Source organism: Vibrio sp. TRT 29B02 (assembly GCF_050113655.1).
GTDB lineage: Bacteria > Pseudomonadota > Gammaproteobacteria > Enterobacterales > Vibrionaceae > Vibrio.
The window spans coordinates 82122-99560 of sequence record NZ_JBNJOJ010000012.1 but is presented as its reverse complement, the minus strand read 5'-3'; the positions used below and the strand labels follow the sequence as shown (position 1 = coordinate 99560).

The following is a 17439-nucleotide window of genomic DNA, read 5'->3' as shown; positions in this document are numbered from 1 at the left end:
AGAACAAACATTACTATAAACGGAGTTATCATGAGTCTGATCCTAATCCTGCTGGGGGTGATAGCCTTTATCGTCCTCGCAACCACCAAGTTTAAGTTACACCCCTTTTTAGCACTCATCGTAGCAGCATTTTTAGCTGCATTTGCTTACGGCTTACCAGCTGACAGTATTGCTAAGACCATCGCTTCAGGTTTTGGCGGCATTCTTGGCTATATCGGCCTAGTGATTGTTCTCGGTACCATAATTGGTGTCATCCTAGAGAAAAGCGGCGCAGCGATTACGATGGCCGATACTGTGATTAAAGTACTGGGCGATCGTTTCCCGACTCTGACGATGAGCATTATTGGTTACATCGTGTCGGTGCCTGTTTTTTGTGATTCTGGTTTTGTCATCCTTAACTCGCTGAAAGAGTCATTGGCAAACCGTATGAAAACATCCAGTGTCGCAATGAGTGTGGCGCTAGCAACGGGTTTATACGCAACGCATACATTCGTGCCGCCAACTCCTGGTCCAATTGCTGCCGCAGGTAATCTAGGTCTTGAATCTAATCTAGGTCTGGTTATTGGTGTGGGTATCTTTGTTGCCGCAACCGCAGCGCTAGCGGGTATGTTGTGGGCTAATCGTTTTAAAGATGTTGAACCAGATGCGGCTGAACAGGCAGAAGAGATCAAGCAGGACTGGAAAGAACTTAAAGCCTCTTACGGCGAGCTGCCGACTGCGGGGCAGGCATTTGCACCAATCTTTGTGCCTATTTTATTGATCTGTTTTGGCTCAATTGCCAAGTTCCCAAGCCTACCTTTGGGTGAGGGTGCACTGTTTGATGTGTTGGTGTTCTTAGGTCAACCACTGACTGCACTGCTGATTGGTTTGTTCTTGTCAGTACGTTTGCTAAAGAGCGACAACAAGGTTGAAGAGTTTGGTCAGCGTATTAGTCAAGGCATTACCGCGGCGGCTCCAATTCTACTCATTACTGGTGCTGGTGGTGCATTTGGTGCGGTTCTAAAAGCAACACCACTGGGTGAATATTTAGGAACAACCTTGTCTGCTTTGGGCGTCGGTATCTTTATGCCATTCATCGTTGCGGCGGCTCTAAAGTCTGCGCAAGGTTCGTCAACGGTGGCTCTAGTGACTACGTCTGCGCTTGTTGCCCCGATGTTAGCTCAACTCGGACTAGACTCTGAAATGGGACGAGTACTTACAGTGATGGCGATTGGTGCTGGTGCTATGACGGTATCGCATGCGAACGACAGCTTCTTCTGGGTTGTTTCGCAGTTTAGCCGCATGTCGGTTGGACTCGCTTACCGCGCACAAACCATGGCAACTCTGGTTCAGGGCGTGACAGCAATGACACTGGTTTACATTCTAAGTCTTGTTCTTCTGTAACAAGCCAAAATAGGAAACATATATGAAAGTAGTGATCGCTCCAGACTCTTACAAAGAAAGTCTCACTGCTATGGAAGTGGCGACTGCGATTGAAAGTGGCTTCAAAGAAATCATGCCAGACGCAGAGTACATCAAACTGCCGATGGCGGATGGTGGGGAAGGCACAGTGCAATCCCTCGTTGATGCGACTGGAGGCGATATCGTAACGGTTGAAGTGACGGGGCCTCTGGGTCAGCCAGTCACAGGCTTTTACGGACTACTTGGTGATGGTTCGACTGCCGTTATTGAAATGGCGGCAGCATCAGGCCTTCATTTAGTTGAACCCGATGAGCGAAACCCATTATTGACTACCACATATGGCACCGGCGAACTGATTAAAGCGGCACTTGATAGAGGTGTTGACCATATTATTATCGGTATTGGTGGCAGTTCGACCAATGATGGCGGTGTGGGTATGGCACAGGCACTGGGTGCGAAACTGGTTGATGCAAAGGGCGTTGACTTACCTTTTGGTGGCGGCGCTCTGGCTGATTTGGTCAGTATTGACTTGTCGGGGCTGGACTCGCGTTTAGCGACCGTACAATTGGAAGTGGCCTGTGATGTTGATAACCCGTTGTGTGGTCCAAAAGGTGCTTCACATATCTTTGGTCCCCAAAAGGGAGCGACGCCAGAAATGGTGGTTCAGCTAGATGCAAACCTTGCTCACTACGCTAAGGTGATTCTTCAGACCAACGGTAAGGATGTGATTGATCAAGCCGGAGCGGGTGCTGCTGGAGGGCTAGGGGCTGCGTTACTTGGTTTGTTTAATGCGACGCTCCGTCCTGGGATCAACATTGTCATGGATGCCGTCAATCTTGCTGAAGTGATCAAAGATGCAGACTTAGTGATTACGGGTGAAGGGCGAATTGACAGCCAAACCATACATGGCAAAACACCGATTGGTGTTGCTCGTACCGCTAAGCTGTATAACTTGCCTGTGATTGGTATCGCAGGCAGTACCGCGCAGGACTGCCGTGTGGTTCACGATCATGGTCTAGATGCGGTGTACAGTGTCGTTTTAGGTGCGACGGACTTACCGACGGCGCTAAAAGAAGCAGCATTTAACGTCGAAATGACCTCACGTAATATTGCGGCTGCGCTAGCAATGAAGTTTGATTAAGTTACCTTATTCTCATGTTTCCAACGGCCACGATTTTAGTGGCCGTTTTTATTTAATGGAAACTTTGGAAGTTTGTTACGATATTATCATTCAAATCTATACTTGGTTTGTCTTATAAGGTACAGGGATTTGCTCAATGAAACGGGCTCTAACCTTTTTGGTAATGTCATTTACCATTGTTAGCAGTTTGTTTACTATGACTTAACAGATTGATATAGGAATACGTAATGACTCGCATTAGGCAGAAAAATCAGGACTTGATCATTGAAGTGGCGAGTGAGCAGTTTGCGACTCAAGGGTACGCCGCGACGAAAATGATCGATATTGCCAAGGCCGCTGATATCCCTAAAGCGAACGTGTTCTACTATTTCAGTTCCAAAGACAAGCTCTATTACGCAGTGCTGCAAACCGTGACTCAGCCATTGCTTGAAGCATCGCGTCCTATTGAAGAGTTGAGCGATCCGGTAGAGGCTTTGAGCCAATACATAGAAGCCAAACTACGTATTTCAAGAGATCACCCTCATGCGTCAAAAGTGTTTGCCAATGAAGTGATGTCGGGTGCGAAAGCACTGCCAAAAGATATTGGTGATGAGCTTTTTAAGCAGGCTCGAATGATGATGGATAAGTTCTCGACCTGGTCTCAGCTTGGATTTATGGATGATGTTCCCCCTCAACACCTCATGTTTACCATCTGGGCGGCTACTCAGACATACGCTGACTTTGGTTGGCAGATCTGTAATGTGATGCAGAAACCTCAGCTTGATAACGAAGACTATCGTCAGGCTGCTGAGTTTTTAACCCAATTAGTCATCAAAGGCTGCGGAGTTAAGAGCAACGGCTAGGTGATTGAGCTAATTCCTATTCACAGTGATGTCAGAAATAGAGCCATTGCCCGCTCTTTGTATCGTTAATCACGGCCATAATATTCTCCGCTTTACCTATTATTGAATCGCGCCGTGACGCGGGTTTTGATGATATACTCCCCTGCTGGCTGTTCCTGTGAGCTATCACACCATATGGACGCAATCACTGTTTCTTCGCTAGTTGCTAAGGTCGTTAATTCATGCCATTCAGTACTCTTTTACTTAGTCCTGAGCTCGTGAGCTCATTATCTGCTGATATCAGTAAACCTACCGATATCCAAACTCTGGTGATTCCTGAGATATTGGCTGGAAAGGATCTCATCGCATTAGCAAACACTGGGAGTGGTAAAACGTTAGCTTATGCCTTACCACTCGTAGAGAAGATTAAGGCCGACCCTAAACAGCGAGCGGTGGTACTCGTTCCAACACGCGAATTAGCAATACAGGTAACTCAGGTTTTTAACCAGACAGCGGCTGCGTTTAACTTATCGGCCATCTGTCTATGTGGTGGTGTGGATAAAGCTGAACAACAGCAAGCTCTTTTGCAGCAACCGGAGATCATTGTTGCGACAACGGGTCGCCTGCTTGACCTTATCAATGATGGACTGAATTTGAACAGCGTCTCTTATTTGGTTCTCGATGAAGCGGATCGTTTATTGGATATGGGCTTCTGGCCTGATGTACAAACCATTGCCAGTCGTACTAATCAACAACGTCAGACGGCGATGTTTTCGGCGACTTTTTCAGATCAGCTTAAAAAACAGGCAAGCACCTTGATGCGCAGTGCAATTGAACTTAGCGCTCATCAGCAAAATAGTACTAATAAAGATGTTTCTGAAAGTTTGTATCTGGTTAACAAGGGCAGCAAAACGAAGGCTTTGATCGAGTTGATTCAACAGAATAAGTGGTCACAGGTTTTGGTGTTTATTGGTGCCAAAGAGAACGCAGATGCGCTAAGTAAAAAACTGAATAAGGCGGGTATTTTCAGCCAAGCTCTACATGGAAACAAAGATCAGAATGAACGAGAGCAGATTCTTGCTCAGTTCAAGACAGGTCAGAGTCAGGTTTTGATTGCTACCGATCTGTTAGCTCGTGGCGTTCATATCGATCAACTGCCAGCCGTTGTTAACTTTGAACTGCCGATGCATGCTGAAACATACGTTCATCGTGTTGGCCGTACCGCTAGGGCAGGAGAGCAGGGGATGGCGCTTTCATTAGTCTGTCATGGTGAAATGGAGGTGCTGAATGCAATTCGAGCACTGACTCAGCGTGAACTGCCTTTGGCTGAATTGGAGGGCTTTCCGGTAACCGATAAGCCGTCAACTGGCGAAAGCAAACGCGCTCCTCGCGATAAAAAAGCTAACCGCCGCACCAACAGCAAGAAGAGCATTAAACAGTTTCAGGGTAAGGTTAAGCGCTCTGCGCCACGTGCAAAATAGTGTGGCAGTATATCTAGCGAGCGATCCAAAGCTTATAAGAGTCACTGTAGCCAGTGGGGTTGACCTGTACGCCCCGTACTTGCTGAGCAGAGATTTGAAGGACACACACCACAAGATTTGAAGGACACACACCACAAAAAACGGCGAGACTTAGAATCTCGCCGTTTGTCTAACACTAACTATTATTACGAAAGTTTAAACGTTGCCACTTTGTCAGTCAGTTCTTGGGCTTGCAGCTTCAGCTTGCCTGATTCTTGGGAGCTGTCCTGAGCATTGATAACAAGCTCATCAGCTACATCTTTAATAGAGGTGATGTTTTGCGTGATCTCACTTGTAACATGTGTCTGCTCTTCCGCAGCGGTGGCAATTTGTGTTGCCATATCGCTGATCAACGAAACCGCTTGATGAATTTCACTCAACGCATTGGTTGCTTGGTCAGCGTCGGATACTGAGGTACTCGCCAAGTTAGAGCTGCTATCCATTAAGCTTACCGCTCGTGTTGTGGTTTTTTGAAGTGTATCAATCGTGGCTTTGATCTCTTCGGTGGATGCATGAGTACGCTGCGACAGCACTCGAACTTCATCCGCTACTACGGCAAAACCGCGACCTTGCTCACCTGCGCGTGCCGCTTCGATAGCTGCGTTGAGAGCGAGTAGATTGGTTTGCTCCGCAATGCCTTGAATCGTCGAAAGGACCGTTGAAATCTCTTGCGCGTGACGATCTAATTCACTGATAACTGAGCTTGCCTCAGAAAGCTCTTCTGCAAGGCTGTTAATTGACCCTTTAGTGCGTAGAACTAAAGACTGGCCGTTATTGGTACTTGTCGTTGAACCATGGGCAGCTTCGGCTGTTTGCTCTGCATGAGAGGCGATTTCACGGGTAGCGCTTGCTAACTCTGTTACCGCGGTTGCGACCATAGTGATCTCTTGCTGCTGTTGATGGATCTCAGAAACGGCGCTATTCGAACGCTGCGTGTTGTTGTCTGACTGCCCATTGATGAGATGTGCTTGTTCACGAATATGGCCAATCAGTTTTTGCAGACTGCCGACAAAAGTATTGAAGTTGTTCGCCAGACGACCTACTTCATCGTCACTCTCGACTTCAATACGCTGAGTAAGGTCACCACTACCGTTGGCGATCTGCTCTAGCGCATGAGAAACGTTATTTAACGGTCTGAACAGGATGCTACACAGCAGGTTGAATAGCAGTGTACAAATCACAACTACGATGGCTGTTACTAACACTTGCCCCCAAACTGCATCAAATAAAGGTGCCACCAGAGAGCCGTAGTTGATCAGCGTGACAGTTGTTAGTGTTGTCCCATCTATTTTCTGAGCATACAGAACATACTCTTCACCAGCGATCGAAATGAACTCATCGTGACCACTGCGGGAAGCGTTTTCAATGGTATTGAAGTCTAACCCCAGTTGACTAACCGGTTGGTTGAGAAGCTTAGTATCTTTATGGGTAAAGATGTTGCCCTTCTCGTTGGCAATGAACATGTAGCCATCACCTGGCAGGATCACTTTATCCATGCTGTTAAGAATATCGGTGATTTCTACATCCGCACCCAGTACCACTTGCTGACCATGTAGATTGAGTGCCTTACCCAGTGAAACTACATTCGCGCCAGTCGCAGCCGCTACGGTTGGGTTATCCATAAAGACTTTACTAGGGTCTGCGACAGCATTGATGTACCAACCCCACTTGCGTGGGTCGTCATTCCCTGGCGGTAGTACCACCCCGTTGGCATTTTCCTGGCTACCATCTGGATAGGCGAGGAAAACGTTGTCGAACGCAGCCGAGTGACTCACCTGTTTGAGGTGGGTAACAATTGCGGCTTTATCTACTTCTTGAGACAGCGAAGTTAACGCACGCTCTTTAGATAGCAGCCAGTCAGTTACGTATTGATTGTAAGATGCCGTTGTACTCTCAAGGCGCTGTTCAACCTCTGTGTCCATACGGCTTAGCGAAGCATTGAAAGAAAGTGCTTCGACCAATAGTCCCCCGACTATGATGGCAGTACTCGCAGAAATCGCGAGTTTGTTTTTAAGTGACAGTTTCTTAAACATTGGAAACCTTATTTTAGTATTAAGTTCAGTAAGTAATGTAACAAGCGAAAGTGGCGCAAATATAATTTCTAAGCGTGAATTAAATAATGACCTAAGTCTAGTTTTTCAAAGTATAGAACTCAAATATTGATGGCGATGTTGCCAAAACGGAATCGGATTCAATATTAAAGCAATATTAGAGAACAATATTAGAGGGACACACACTAAATATTAAAGGGACACACACCATAATATAAAACCGGCAGCCCTTCCCCTTTGATGCTCTGAAGGTGATACAATCTGCGCATCAGAATTATCGAGAAACTCTATGTTTATCCATCATGTTAATGGTATCGACTGGCTGGTGATTACCGCTTTTGAAGAACTGAAAACCATGTTTATCGAAGACGCAGGAGCGATCCCTTCTTGCTTCTCTACCGCCAGCGAATTGAGCCTGATTGATCAAGCAAAACGCGCTTATGGCTACCTGCCAACATTGAGTGGAGTCATCACCGATACCGGCACTTTTCAAAGCCAGGATAACGAAGAAGATTTGAACCCACAGCTTGCCTGCCTAGTTGAGGGACGTGGTCGGGTGTTTATCTATCACGGTGGCTTTGTCGCTTTTGTCGATGATGAGCAAACCTTTATTACCCGAATGGACTGACAAGTTTTCGGTAAGTGGATATCGGTGAACTCAATGTAGCCGGGTTTTATCTTTAACTCAACGGCAACTGGAAAGTACTCTTAATCTCTTTAACCGATACATTGGACTGAATCGCGCTCACGCCTTTTACCCGTCTTATTGAGCTGATGCGATCAAAGTATTCATCTAAGTCTTTTGCGACTACCTGAACGATGTAATCTGCGCCGCCAGCTATACAGTGACACATGGTGATCCAGTTTGATTCCGCTACATAGTCCTCAAATGGGTCAGTATTTTCCACTTCATGACTGCCCAGAGTCACCAGAGTAAAGCCCGAGACCTGAAAGCCAAGCTTCTTGCGGTTCAGTCTTGCGGCATAACCTTCGATGTAGCCCTCTTGTTCCATTTTCTTCCAGCGTCGCCAGCATGGCGTTTCGCTCAGATTAACTTCTTCCGCTAGCTTGCTGTTGCTGATGCGGCCATCTTTCTGGATACGTTCAAGAATGGAAAAATCTGTACTGTCTAACTCAAAGTTGATGGATTCTTTCTTTTTCATAGCTCATATGGAAATAATTTGCTCAATTTAATGATTACCATAACCCAGATAGCAATTTTATTCCTGTAGAGATAGGTAGACTGGATCTCATATCGCAACAATGACTTTATGGGAGTGAGCAATGAGTGCTCAGTTAATGACAGCTTTTATGCTGTTCGCAATTTCAATTTCAATGACTCCAGGTGCGGGGAATATTGCTTTAATTGGCCTGTCTGGCCGTTATGGAGTTGGGGCGACATTACCTTTCATTATCGGTAATGCGGTTGGGGTGATCGTGATACTTGTCGGGGCTAGCGTCGGGGTTGCCGGACTATTGAATCTCTATCCGACGTTGTATCTGATTCTCAAATGGCTAGGTGCTGCGTATCTGTTGTACATGGCGTGGGGAATTGCCAATATGGAACTCGACAGTGACGCCAGTGTGAAAAAATCTGGCTTTTTCTCCGGTATATTGGTGCAGATCCTTAACCCGAAAAGTTGGGTCGCATCTATCACAGTATTTTCTCAATTCGTCTCACCAACCGGAAGCTATACGGCTCAAGTGATCTTTATCATTAGCGTCATGGTCGTGACCGGAGTGCTTGGTATGTTGGTCTGGGCTTACTTTGGCTCGATGCTGACCCGATTTATTGAATCACCTCGTAAGATGGTGGCAATCAATCGATGCTTTGGCGCTAGTTTGGCTGTTGTCGCGCTATCCGTGGTTAGCCAACCCGGCTTGTAGAGTTAACTAAGGTGTGATAGTGGGTTAGAACAGACCAAGCTTTCGCATATGAAGGCTTGGTCTGTCGTTCGCTCCACGGAGTGGATTACTGCTTAATTGCTGTACAGAAGCTGACATCTGAGTGTTGAGTCTCTGGGTCGTAGCTGTGGTAAAGCTCGAAACAAGGGCGATCATCGTTTTCCATTCCTGAGCCAACCACGTTATCCATTAAATCATCCCATGCTCTGGAGTACTGGCTATGTTCGGTAATTTTCTGACGCATCACTGCGTATTGTCCACCAGGAAAATCTTGCAGCTCGATATTGTTTGGTACTTCAGTATCTTCAGGCACCATTAAGCAGATATCGGTGCGGCACTTGTCATTTGGTGTGACTTCCGGGTTGTCGTGATAGATAAAAATACAGGTGTTGCCAGCTAAACCTTTCATTCCAGCCCACTGATAGAGACGTTGAGTTGCTTGTTCGTAACCTTCACCGTAAGGGCCTGTCACACGAACGTAAGCGAGTTTAGTAGCATCAAATTGTTGTAGTTCCATTGTCTTGCTCCATATTGTTGGTTCAGAGCCAGTATATGGATCGCTGTTTAGCTCTTCGTTTCCATTCTTGCGCAACGTGTGTCCAATCTTGCTGTTTCGTGCCAGCTCAGAAAACTCCTGATAGTTCTCACAATCTCTGAACGCAGTTGGCGTGACGCCATAGTGCTGTTTAAAGGCCTTTGCCAGACTTTGCGAAGAGGAAAAACCATACTCAAGGGCAATATTGAGTACAGGTTGCTTAGACTTAAACAGATCGTCAGCAGCAGCGGCCAGTCGTAAACGACGAATGTAATCAGCCAGAGTTTCACCCTGAACCGCTTTAAATGTGCGGTGAAAATGGTAAGGAGAGAGGTTCGCCAAGGCGGCGACCTCTGGCAGGTTCAGAGGCTGGTTAAAGTGTCTTTCCAGATAGCGAATTACTGGGATTAGCCGTTTTTTATAATCAACGCGCATTGGTTGGTACATCCTTGCTTTACTTGCTAAAAAGCCTACCCCACAGACAGCTTGTTTCAAAGCTATGATTGTATAAATGTATAGCGAGTCTCGACATTTTGCTTCAGACTTCAGCTTTATTTCGTCATTGATAAGGACAATTATGATCGCTTGGAAGCAGCAGTTAGCAGGGTATGAATGGCTGATTCACCAAATCTGGTACTTAGAGGTGGAACCAGGGGAAGTGATCGAGCCTAAACCGCACCTTATTCCCAATCCTCGCGCTCATCTACTGCTTACTCCACAGCAGCAACCTTACGTGTATGACAGTGGGGAAACTCTACTTTCAGGCAAAGGCAGTCATCTCCTAGCGGCTAGTGAACACTTACTCTTACTCGATGACAATCCACCGATCAAACGTATTGGTATCACCTTTCGTCCCGAGGGGCTGTTTATCCTTCAGCATGCGATTAACGTCGTCCAACCGGTGAGCGCAATCAATCAATGTCAGTGGTTTGACTGGCTGACTCCACTGTTTAACGCGGAATTTCAGCAAGGGCTTTGGCAACAGAATACCAGAGAATCACTGGTCGACTATCTGCAGAGCCATTTTGCGTCCCTGTCTCTATCCCTACCTCAAAGCAAGTCGTTTATCGCAGTGCAGAAAGCGGTTCAGGAGATGGATAAGCAAACTGTAATGACACCTGACGTGATGTTGGATGTTGAAGCGCTTGCCAGCCAATGTGCCTGCTCTAGGCGTACTCTTGAGCGCAGTTTTAAGCAGGTCGTGGGATTAAGCGTCAAGCAATACCAGAAAATGGCACGTTTAGAGCAGATGATTCTGGCGCTTTATCAGCAGCAAAGCGCGGTTGACTGGACCCACTTCTCCCAGAAGTTTGGTTTTAGCGACCAATCCCATCTGATAAGAACGCTTAAACAGCAGCTTAGAAAAACGCCGGGTAACTATATGAAAAGACGTGACTTGACCATAGATATCTACGGAGACTTTGAGTAATCGCACCAATCCAGATTGTCGCAAAAGTCCAATTATTCTCTCGACTGCTGCGCTACTATCTCTGGCAGATAACGAGGTAAAACATGTCATATCAAAAACTAAAACAAGGTCAAGCTATTGCGTTTAGCAAGTCACTGAATATTAAGCTGATTCAAGCATCTGATCTGCCCGATATTATCGAGATGCTTAACGATGATAAGGTCAATCCGTACCTGTTCTTTGCTCCAGCCGAAAACAGCCTGTACCAAGGTTTCTTTGGTCCTATCATCGACAACACAGCACAGGCGATTAAAGACGGACTCTGGCCCGATAATCCAACATTTGTTATTCGTGACCACCAGGATAACTACATGGGTATGACAGCGATAACGCAAGTGATGTTTTTAACCGGCAATTACGAAGTGGGTTACCAGCTGCCTGTTTGTGCCTGGGGGCTGGGCATTGCAACCCGAGCATGTCAGATGATGACTGAGCTAGGATTTACCGAACTGGACGCACATAAGGTAAGTGCAGATTGTTACGCGGAAAATGTCGGCTCTTACAAAACTCTTGAGAAGTGTGGCTTCGTTCAGGAAGGACGCCAGAAAGACTACTATAAGCTTGAGCACGGTTTTGATGACAAGCTCTATTACGGCATTACTGCCGAGCAGTTCAGTGCATTAAACCGCTGATAAAGCAAAAGGCCGTTAAATACCTTAGTCGGATTTAACGGCCTTTTTGTATCAAGTGCTTAGTTAGCCTGATTCTGGCTCTGAAGCTTCTCTTTCGCTTCTTCAACTTTTGAGAAGTCCAATCCCAATTCTTCAACCGCTTCTTTGATTAGCGCAGGGTTTTGCATTACCTGAGCCATCAGCATTTGAAGTTTGTCTTGTGGTAAGCCCAATTGACTGATAGTTGCCATTGCAGCAAAAGGGTTTTGTGTCAGAGTCTGAAAAATCTCGTTGATTTGTGCGTCGCTGATGTTGCTTTCTTTTAGCAGTGCAATAATCGGATTCATCATGTTTCCTTTTTAGTTGGTACTCATTTCGCCAGAGTTTAGCACTGGTTCGGGTACGATTGAACTCCCAGCCAGCAGGATTCCAATGCTACTTTGTCGGGCGATGTTAGTCGCAGATATAAAAAAGCTCGAGTGAAGACTCGAGCTTGAGAGTATTTGCGGTCGATACGCTTATACGTAGTACGCTTCTACTTCGCCTTTAAGTTGGATAAGCATAGGGTTACCGTAACGGTCCTTTGCTTTTGGCGAAGCGACTTTAATCCAACCTTCGCTAACGCAGTACTCTTCAACGTCAGTGCGCTCTTTACCTTTGAAACGAATACCGATTTGGTGATCGAAGCACTCTTTGACAAAGAAAGGGCTGCGTGGGTTACCTGATAGGCGATCTGGTAGAGCTGGTTTAGCTGTATCTGTCATGTTTGCGACCTTGAAGTCCGTAAAAAAAGTGCGTTATTGTAGTCAGTGCTTGATTTGGATTCAAGCCTGTCCTTTTTCTAGCGGGCATATAACGCCGGCTATGTTTTAGCGTATTGTTAGTTCGCCCGTTGCCCCTAGTTATTGCAACGTTCTGGCGAGATTTTCCATTGATGGTATGTGTAAAAGGTTGCATTATATCAATGGTCATCGGTTGTTAAATATCGTGGATAAGAACGCTACTTCTATTATGGGTTATCATATTATATGAAATTGAATGCGACCTTGAGACGCAAAGAAATTCTGAAGTTTATTCAGAATACTCAAAAAGGGGATGTCAATTATTTTGCGCAGCACTATGGGGTTTCTGAAGTAACGATTCGCAATGATCTCAATTATCTTGAGAAACAAGGCTGTGTAAAAAGATGTTATGGGGGCGCACTGCTTAATAACCAGTTTGCTTTTGAGCGTCCATTGAATGATAAGAAGCAGCTCAACAGTAGTATCAAAGCTAAGCTCGGTGAATACGCTGCATCTCTTATTGCGGATGGCGACAAGGTCATTCTTGACTCAGGTTCAACGACTGAGCAGATTGCTTACCATCTCGACTCTAAGCATGATCTTGTTGTCATGACCAACGGCATCAATATCGCTTACCACCTTGCCAACAAAACGAATGTTACTGTGATGGTGGCTGGTGGCACGATGCGTAAAAATTCCTACTCAGTTCATGGTGTCGGTGGAGAAGACTTAGTTACTGGCTATAGGTTTAATAAGTTGTTCTTGGGAGTTGATGGGTTTGATAAATCGGCTGGAATTACCACTCCACATCAAGGTGAGGCTGATATTAACCGGAAAATGTTAGAGGCTACTCAAACCGTTATTGCGGTAACGGATTCGTCGAAATTTGACCGTCAAAGCTTTTGCCTGATTGCTCGTCCAGAACAACTTAACATATTAATTACTGATAGCGGTATCCCTCAAAACTATGTGGACCACCTCACAGCATTAGGTGTAGATGTTCATATTGTTGCCTAATCTCGTTCCTTATTATTCCTTCATAAATCTATCTTAGTGCTTATAAAAGTGACTTTTTTAACCAGCCAAACACCGGCTGGTTTTATTTTTATAGCGCTATAAAAATTCATTGATGCTCCAGTTTGTGATCTAAGACAGATTGCATTTCGAAACCTAATGAATTGTACCCAATTAATTGTTTCTTTCAGTTATCAAATAGTGAAAACCAGCTTTCATGGTACTTACAAAGTGCAAATTTTGGTCAAGAGTGAAAGTCTAGTCTTTCACTCTCTCTGAAGTGAAACGTTTTTTGGGTTCAAATCGAAAGGAAACTGACTGTGATCTAGCTTTCACTTTTCCTTAGTCTGTCCTGCTTTAATACCAATCAAAAGGAAATCGAAACATTTCATGCACCAAGTGAAATGTAACGAAAGAGGATTTGGTAAATGACCAGTGCGGAACGAAGACAGCAAATTTTGGCATATATATGCAGCCATGGTTCTGGAAAAGTGGACGAGTTTGTCGAGCAGTACAATGTTTCTGCGGTCACTATTCGTCATGACCTGAATTTGCTCGAGAAAGAGGGCTGTGTATTCCGTTGTTATGGTGGAGCAACACTCAATCCAAACTTTGCATTTGATCAACCTCTTTATCGTAAAGATCAACTTAACCGAACTGCTAAGCAGTTGATCGCTCAAGTAGCTGCTGACCTTATCCATGATGGCGAAGCGGTTATCTTAGATTCAGGGACTACTATAGGCTTAATGCCACAGTACCTCGCAAACAAACAGCAATTGGTTGTTATGACCAATGCACTTAACACTGCTTATCAACTTAGCAAGCTTGAAAACGTCGATCTTCATGTTGTGGGTGGCAGTCTTCGTCGTGCGTCATGTTCATTAACGGGTAATCACGGGGAGCAGCAAATTCGCTCTTACCTATTTGACAAACTTTTTCTCGGTGTAGATGGATTCGATCTGCAAGCCGGTGTAACCACTCCAGACACTCAGGAAGCACAAGTCAATCGAGCTATGTGTGAAGTCGCCCGACAAGTCATCGCGGTGACTGACTCCAGTAAATTTGGCCGTAAAAGTTTTTGCATGATCCGTGCTGCTCACCAAATCGATGTGTTGGTCACTGACAGCAATATTCCCCATGCAACGCATCGCGCTCTTCTCGAAATGGGTGTTGACGTGATTATTGCCGACCAAACCGTTAACTAGGAATCAAAATGAAAGCGTTACTTTCTCTAATTGAACAGCATAAGCAAGGCCGAGCAACGGGTATTTACTCTGTTTGTTCCGCGCATCCGCTCGTTCTTGAAGCTGCGATTAAACAAGCGGCACAAGATCAGCAACTGGTGTTAATAGAAGCGACATCAAATCAGGTCAATCAGTTTGGTGGCTACACAGGGATGACACCACAAGACTTTTCCAGTCACGTGCTCTCTTTAGCAGAACGTCTCAATTTCCCTGCGGAAAAAGTGGTGTTGGGTGGCGATCACCTAGGCCCAAACTGCTGGCAAAACCTATCAGCATGTCAGGCGATGGAATATTCAGCGCAAATGATTCATGACTTCGTTTGTGCTGGCTTTAAGAAAATTCACCTCGATTGTTCAATGCCATGCGCGGATGACCAAACTCCGCTAAGTGAAGAGATCATGGCACAGCGGGCTGCACAGCTATGTGTGGTTGCGGAGCAGGCTTGGAGAAGTGTTGGTGGTGAAGCTCCCGTATATGTCATCGGTACAGAAGTACCGACTCCGGGTGGTGCTCTTGAATCGTTGCAGGATGAGTGTATTGAAGTAACTCAACCCGAGCAGGCGTTGGCAACATTGGATGCCCATCATCAGGCATTCAGCGATGCTGGACTGGGTTATGTTTGGCCACGAGTGATTGGTTTGGTTGTTCAGCCAGGTGTTGAGTTTGACCACCATATGGTGCACCACTATCAGAGTGACGAAGCGCAGTTGCTGAGTAAGATAATAGACAGTCAGCCCCACATCGTGTTTGAAGCTCACTCTACCGATTATCAAAACCCGCCGGCATACCATCAATTGGTGCGTGACCATTTTGCTATTTTGAAGGTCGGCCCTGCTTTGACCTTTGCCCTACGCGAGGCGCTCTATGGCCTTGAACGAGCAGAAAAAGAGTGGCTTGGAATCCATCACTCTTCGCACTTACGTGACACCATCGAACAGGTAATGCACGAACAACCAGATTACTGGCGTTCACATTATTCAAGTAGAGGGCACCAACAGTACCTTGATTGCAGTTATAGCTTGAGTGATCGCATTCGTTACTACTGGACTCATCCAGAGGTTCAAGCAGCGCAAAAGGCTTTGTTTGACAATCTGATGGACCGTCCGCTGCCAGTAACAATCCTTAGCCAATATCTGCCAAATCAGGCCAAGGCTATTTCTCAAAATCAAATTCAAAATCAGCCAGCAGAGATTGTTATGCACAAGATTATGGAAGTGACGCAAGTCTATTCCGAAGCCTGTTATGCAAACATCGTGGCTAGCAAGGAGACTATCAAATGAGTTCATTTCTAGGCTATGAAGTTCCGTGGTTAGAGCAGCACAATGGTGTTCATACAGCTCAGGAAATTAGCCATCAACCTCGTTTATGGCGTGCGCTGTCTGCGATATTAGACAAGCAGTATCAAGCAGTGAGTATATTTCTTAATCCCCTGCTGCAACGTTCGGATTTGCGCATCATTTTGACTGGAGCAGGAACTTCTGCCTTTGTTGGGGATGCCGCAGCACCATTTATTCAGCAAGGACTTGGCTTCCAAGTGGAATCGATTCCGACCACCGATTTGGTTTCAAATCCCCAGCAGTATCTTGATTCAACACGTCCGACTTTGCTGGTTTCTTATGCTCGCTCTGGCAATAGCCCTGAAAGTGTTGCTGCTGTGGCTCTGGTTGATCAGTTGGTTACTGACTGCCACCACCTATTTATAACGTGTAATGGTGAAGGTGAACTCTCTCGTTATGCCCAAACAGCTGACAATGCTTATTGCATGCTGATGCCTGAAGGATCAAACGATAAAAGCTTCGCCATGACTTCTAGTTTTACGTGCATGCTTATGGCTACGCTAACGCTACTAGGTGGTCAGTCTCCAAGTGAGTGGAATGAACAAATTGAAGCGGCAGCCACTTTGTGTGAGCACAAACTTCAACAGTGGCAACCAGCCATAAAAGCGCTTGCTGCTCTTCCTTATGATCGTTTGATTGTATTGGGCAGTGGTGGTTTTGCTGGATTGGCCCGAGAAGCGTCACTCAAATCTCTCGAGCTTAGTGCGGGTAAAGTGATGACGACATTCGATTCCTCGCTCGGTTTTCGCCATGGTCCTAAATTTACGATTAACGACAAAGCAATCGTTATCCAATTGCTTTCCAGTCAACCATATACACGTCAGTACGATATGGATCTGTTCAATGAGATCCGTCGCGATAAACAGGCGCTTGGTCACGTTGCAATCTCGGAAATTGCTCTTAACGAAGAAGATGTCTTTGAGCTTGGAAGACTAGGTTTGGGTGATCAGTGGCTTTGTTTCCCATTTATTCTCTTCTGCCAAATGTTGGCATGTGAAAAGTCACTCCAGCTTGGCTTAGGACCAGATAATCCTTGTCCAACTGGTGAAGTAAACCGTGTGGTGCAAGGCGTCACGATCTACCCATTTAATCAGTAAAGATTTCTATAAGGACATTAGACCATGCCAAATATCGTATTAAGTCGTATTGATGAGCGCCTTGTTCACGGCCAAGTCGGAGTGCAGTGGGTAGGCTTTGCTGATGCCAACATCATTGTTGTTGTGAATGATGAGGTTGCGCAAGACAGTATTCAACAAAACCTGATGGAAATGGTGCTGGCTGATGGGATTGCCATCCGCTTCTGGTCAGTACAAAAGGCCATCGACACCATCCATAAAGCAGCAGATCGTCAACGAATTCTACTGGTTTGTCGTACACCAAAAGACTTTCGTCAATTGGTCGAAGGCGGCGTACCAATCAGCAATATCAACGTAGGTAACATGCACTATGTTGATGGCAAAAAGCAAATTGCAAAAACGGTTTCAGTGGATTCTGAAGACGTTGCGGAATTTGAACAATTAAAAGCGTTGGGTGTGGTTTGTACCATTCAAGGTGTGCCCACTGAAAGCGCAACTGACCTCTTTACTCTTATCTAACAATAAGGACAACA

At 45.7% G+C, this 17439-nt stretch carries 18 protein-coding genes; 13 read left to right on the top strand and 5 right to left on the bottom strand.

The genetic code is table 11. The features are described 5' to 3' along the window. Positions 1–30: 30 nt before the first annotated feature. The 4 genes from ACQEXT_RS09645 to ACQEXT_RS09630 all read left to right on the top strand — a co-directional run bounded on the left by ACQEXT_RS09645 (position 31) and on the right by ACQEXT_RS09630 (position 4844). Entirely contained in the window at positions 31–1383 is a 1353-nt protein-coding gene (locus ACQEXT_RS09645; protein ID WP_138971643.1) for a GntP family permease, read from the top strand. Between the two features lie 22 nt (positions 1384–1405). Then, a complete protein-coding gene (locus tag ACQEXT_RS09640; RefSeq protein WP_426951805.1) occupies positions 1406–2542 on the top strand; it encodes a glycerate kinase in 1137 nt (378 codons plus the stop codon). Positions 2543–2769: 227 nt separating this feature from the next. After that, the gene (locus tag ACQEXT_RS09635) at positions 2770–3384 is read left to right on the top strand and encodes a TetR/AcrR family transcriptional regulator (RefSeq protein WP_138971641.1); all 615 of its coding nucleotides are present in this window, start codon (positions 2770–2772) and stop codon (positions 3382–3384) included. A gap of 221 nt (positions 3385–3605) precedes the next feature. Further along, positions 3606–4844 (top strand): DEAD/DEAH box helicase, encoded by a 1239-nt coding sequence (locus tag ACQEXT_RS09630; RefSeq protein ID WP_426951804.1) that lies wholly within the window; start codon positions 3606–3608, stop codon positions 4842–4844. 185 nt (positions 4845–5029) lie between these two features. Here ACQEXT_RS09630 and ACQEXT_RS09625 read toward each other — a convergent pair whose 3' ends face one another. Further along, positions 5030–6916 carry a methyl-accepting chemotaxis protein gene (locus tag ACQEXT_RS09625; RefSeq protein ID WP_426951802.1) on the bottom strand — a complete coding sequence of 629 codons (1887 nt, stop codon included), beginning with the start codon at positions 6914–6916 and terminating at the stop codon, positions 5030–5032. A 307-nt stretch (positions 6917–7223) separates the two neighbouring features. On the opposite strand from ACQEXT_RS09625, the gene ACQEXT_RS09620 reads away from it, so the two are divergent. Further along, entirely contained in the window at positions 7224–7562 is a 339-nt protein-coding gene (locus tag ACQEXT_RS09620; RefSeq protein ID WP_331418739.1) for a cytosolic protein, read from the top strand. 52 nt (positions 7563–7614) lie between these two features. Here the strand turns inward: ACQEXT_RS09620 and ACQEXT_RS09615 are convergent, their stop codons facing one another. Next, positions 7615–8097, bottom strand: a complete 483-nt coding sequence (locus ACQEXT_RS09615; protein WP_426951800.1) for an Lrp/AsnC family transcriptional regulator — start codon at positions 8095–8097, stop codon at positions 7615–7617. Between the two features lie 121 nt (positions 8098–8218). Between ACQEXT_RS09615 and ACQEXT_RS09610 the strand changes: the two genes are divergently transcribed. Further along, positions 8219–8821, top strand: coding sequence for a LysE family translocator (locus ACQEXT_RS09610; RefSeq protein ID WP_426951799.1), 603 nt, complete (start codon positions 8219–8221; stop codon positions 8819–8821). Positions 8822–8906: 85 nt separating this feature from the next. Here ACQEXT_RS09610 and ACQEXT_RS09605 read toward each other — a convergent pair whose 3' ends face one another. Next, complete coding sequence (locus ACQEXT_RS09605) at positions 8907–9809, bottom strand: AraC family transcriptional regulator (protein WP_006880239.1); 903 nt, start codon at positions 9807–9809, stop codon at positions 8907–8909. Positions 9810–9951: 142 nt separating this feature from the next. On the opposite strand from ACQEXT_RS09605, the gene ACQEXT_RS09600 reads away from it, so the two are divergent. Both ACQEXT_RS09600 and ACQEXT_RS09595 read left to right on the top strand, forming a co-directional pair. Then, positions 9952–10803: a helix-turn-helix domain-containing protein gene (locus tag ACQEXT_RS09600; protein WP_426951798.1), complete on the top strand. Its 852-nt coding sequence runs from the start codon at positions 9952–9954 to the stop codon at positions 10801–10803. Positions 10804–10886: 83 nt separating this feature from the next. Beyond that, positions 10887–11474 (top strand): GNAT family N-acetyltransferase, encoded by a 588-nt coding sequence (locus ACQEXT_RS09595; protein ID WP_426951797.1) that lies wholly within the window; start codon positions 10887–10889, stop codon positions 11472–11474. A 59-nt stretch (positions 11475–11533) separates the two neighbouring features. Here ACQEXT_RS09595 and ACQEXT_RS09590 read toward each other — a convergent pair whose 3' ends face one another. Then, on the bottom strand, positions 11534–11800 hold the full coding sequence (locus ACQEXT_RS09590) for a DUF2999 family protein (protein WP_138971295.1): 267 nt from the start codon (positions 11798–11800) through the stop codon (positions 11534–11536). A 171-nt stretch (positions 11801–11971) separates the two neighbouring features. Beyond that, positions 11972–12217 carry a DUF3297 family protein gene (locus ACQEXT_RS09585; RefSeq protein WP_006880246.1) on the bottom strand — a complete coding sequence of 82 codons (246 nt, stop codon included), beginning with the start codon at positions 12215–12217 and terminating at the stop codon, positions 11972–11974. Positions 12218–12481: 264 nt separating this feature from the next. On the opposite strand from ACQEXT_RS09585, the gene agaR (ACQEXT_RS09580) reads away from it, so the two are divergent. The 5 genes from agaR (ACQEXT_RS09580) (at position 12482) to agaV (ending at position 17425) form a co-directional block, all read left to right on the top strand. Next, positions 12482–13252, top strand: coding sequence for a transcriptional repressor AgaR (agaR, locus tag ACQEXT_RS09580; RefSeq protein ID WP_426951795.1), 771 nt, complete (start codon positions 12482–12484; stop codon positions 13250–13252). A 425-nt stretch (positions 13253–13677) separates the two neighbouring features. After that, positions 13678–14454: a transcriptional repressor AgaR gene (agaR, locus tag ACQEXT_RS09575; RefSeq protein ID WP_426951794.1), complete on the top strand. Its 777-nt coding sequence runs from the start codon at positions 13678–13680 to the stop codon at positions 14452–14454. A gap of 8 nt (positions 14455–14462) precedes the next feature. Then, on the top strand, positions 14463–15773 hold the full coding sequence (locus ACQEXT_RS09570; protein WP_426951792.1) for a D-tagatose-bisphosphate aldolase, class II, non-catalytic subunit: 1311 nt from the start codon (positions 14463–14465) through the stop codon (positions 15771–15773). Beyond that, the gene (locus tag ACQEXT_RS09565; RefSeq protein WP_426951790.1) at positions 15770–16927 is read left to right on the top strand and encodes an SIS domain-containing protein; all 1158 of its coding nucleotides are present in this window, start codon (positions 15770–15772) and stop codon (positions 16925–16927) included. Before ACQEXT_RS09570 ends, ACQEXT_RS09565 begins: the two co-directional genes overlap by 4 nt. Positions 16928–16951: 24 nt before the next feature. Next, complete coding sequence (gene agaV, locus ACQEXT_RS09560; protein WP_426951789.1) at positions 16952–17425, top strand: PTS N-acetylgalactosamine transporter subunit IIB; 474 nt, start codon at positions 16952–16954, stop codon at positions 17423–17425. Positions 17426–17439 lie beyond the last annotated feature (14 nt).

Bases quoted from the DNA above. Each gene is read 5' to 3' on its own strand.
- ACQEXT_RS09645 (WP_138971643.1), top strand. From the start codon at position 31: ATGAGTCTGATCCTAATCCTGCTGGGGGTGATAGCCTTTATCGTCCTC.
- ACQEXT_RS09640 (WP_426951805.1), top strand. From the start codon at position 1,406: ATGAAAGTAGTGATCGCTCCAGACTCTTACAAAGAAAGTCTCACTGCT.
- ACQEXT_RS09635 (WP_138971641.1), top strand. From the start codon at position 2,770: ATGACTCGCATTAGGCAGAAAAATCAGGACTTGATCATTGAAGTGGCG.
- ACQEXT_RS09630 (WP_426951804.1), top strand. From the start codon at position 3,606: ATGCCATTCAGTACTCTTTTACTTAGTCCTGAGCTCGTGAGCTCATTA.
- ACQEXT_RS09625 (WP_426951802.1), bottom strand. From the start codon at position 6,916: ATGTTTAAGAAACTGTCACTTAAAAACAAACTCGCGATTTCTGCGAGT.
- ACQEXT_RS09620 (WP_331418739.1), top strand. From the start codon at position 7,224: ATGTTTATCCATCATGTTAATGGTATCGACTGGCTGGTGATTACCGCT.
- ACQEXT_RS09615 (WP_426951800.1), bottom strand. From the start codon at position 8,097: ATGAAAAAGAAAGAATCCATCAACTTTGAGTTAGACAGTACAGATTTT.
- ACQEXT_RS09610 (WP_426951799.1), top strand. From the start codon at position 8,219: ATGAGTGCTCAGTTAATGACAGCTTTTATGCTGTTCGCAATTTCAATT.
- ACQEXT_RS09605 (WP_006880239.1), bottom strand. From the start codon at position 9,809: ATGCGCGTTGATTATAAAAAACGGCTAATCCCAGTAATTCGCTATCTG.
- ACQEXT_RS09600 (WP_426951798.1), top strand. From the start codon at position 9,952: ATGATCGCTTGGAAGCAGCAGTTAGCAGGGTATGAATGGCTGATTCAC.
- ACQEXT_RS09595 (WP_426951797.1), top strand. From the start codon at position 10,887: ATGTCATATCAAAAACTAAAACAAGGTCAAGCTATTGCGTTTAGCAAG.
- ACQEXT_RS09590 (WP_138971295.1), bottom strand. From the start codon at position 11,800: ATGAATCCGATTATTGCACTGCTAAAAGAAAGCAACATCAGCGACGCA.
- ACQEXT_RS09585 (WP_006880246.1), bottom strand. From the start codon at position 12,217: ATGACAGATACAGCTAAACCAGCTCTACCAGATCGCCTATCAGGTAAC.
- agaR (WP_426951795.1), top strand. From the start codon at position 12,482: ATGAAATTGAATGCGACCTTGAGACGCAAAGAAATTCTGAAGTTTATT.
- agaR (WP_426951794.1), top strand. From the start codon at position 13,678: ATGACCAGTGCGGAACGAAGACAGCAAATTTTGGCATATATATGCAGC.
- ACQEXT_RS09570 (WP_426951792.1), top strand. From the start codon at position 14,463: ATGAAAGCGTTACTTTCTCTAATTGAACAGCATAAGCAAGGCCGAGCA.
- ACQEXT_RS09565 (WP_426951790.1), top strand. From the start codon at position 15,770: ATGAGTTCATTTCTAGGCTATGAAGTTCCGTGGTTAGAGCAGCACAAT.
- agaV (WP_426951789.1), top strand. From the start codon at position 16,952: ATGCCAAATATCGTATTAAGTCGTATTGATGAGCGCCTTGTTCACGGC.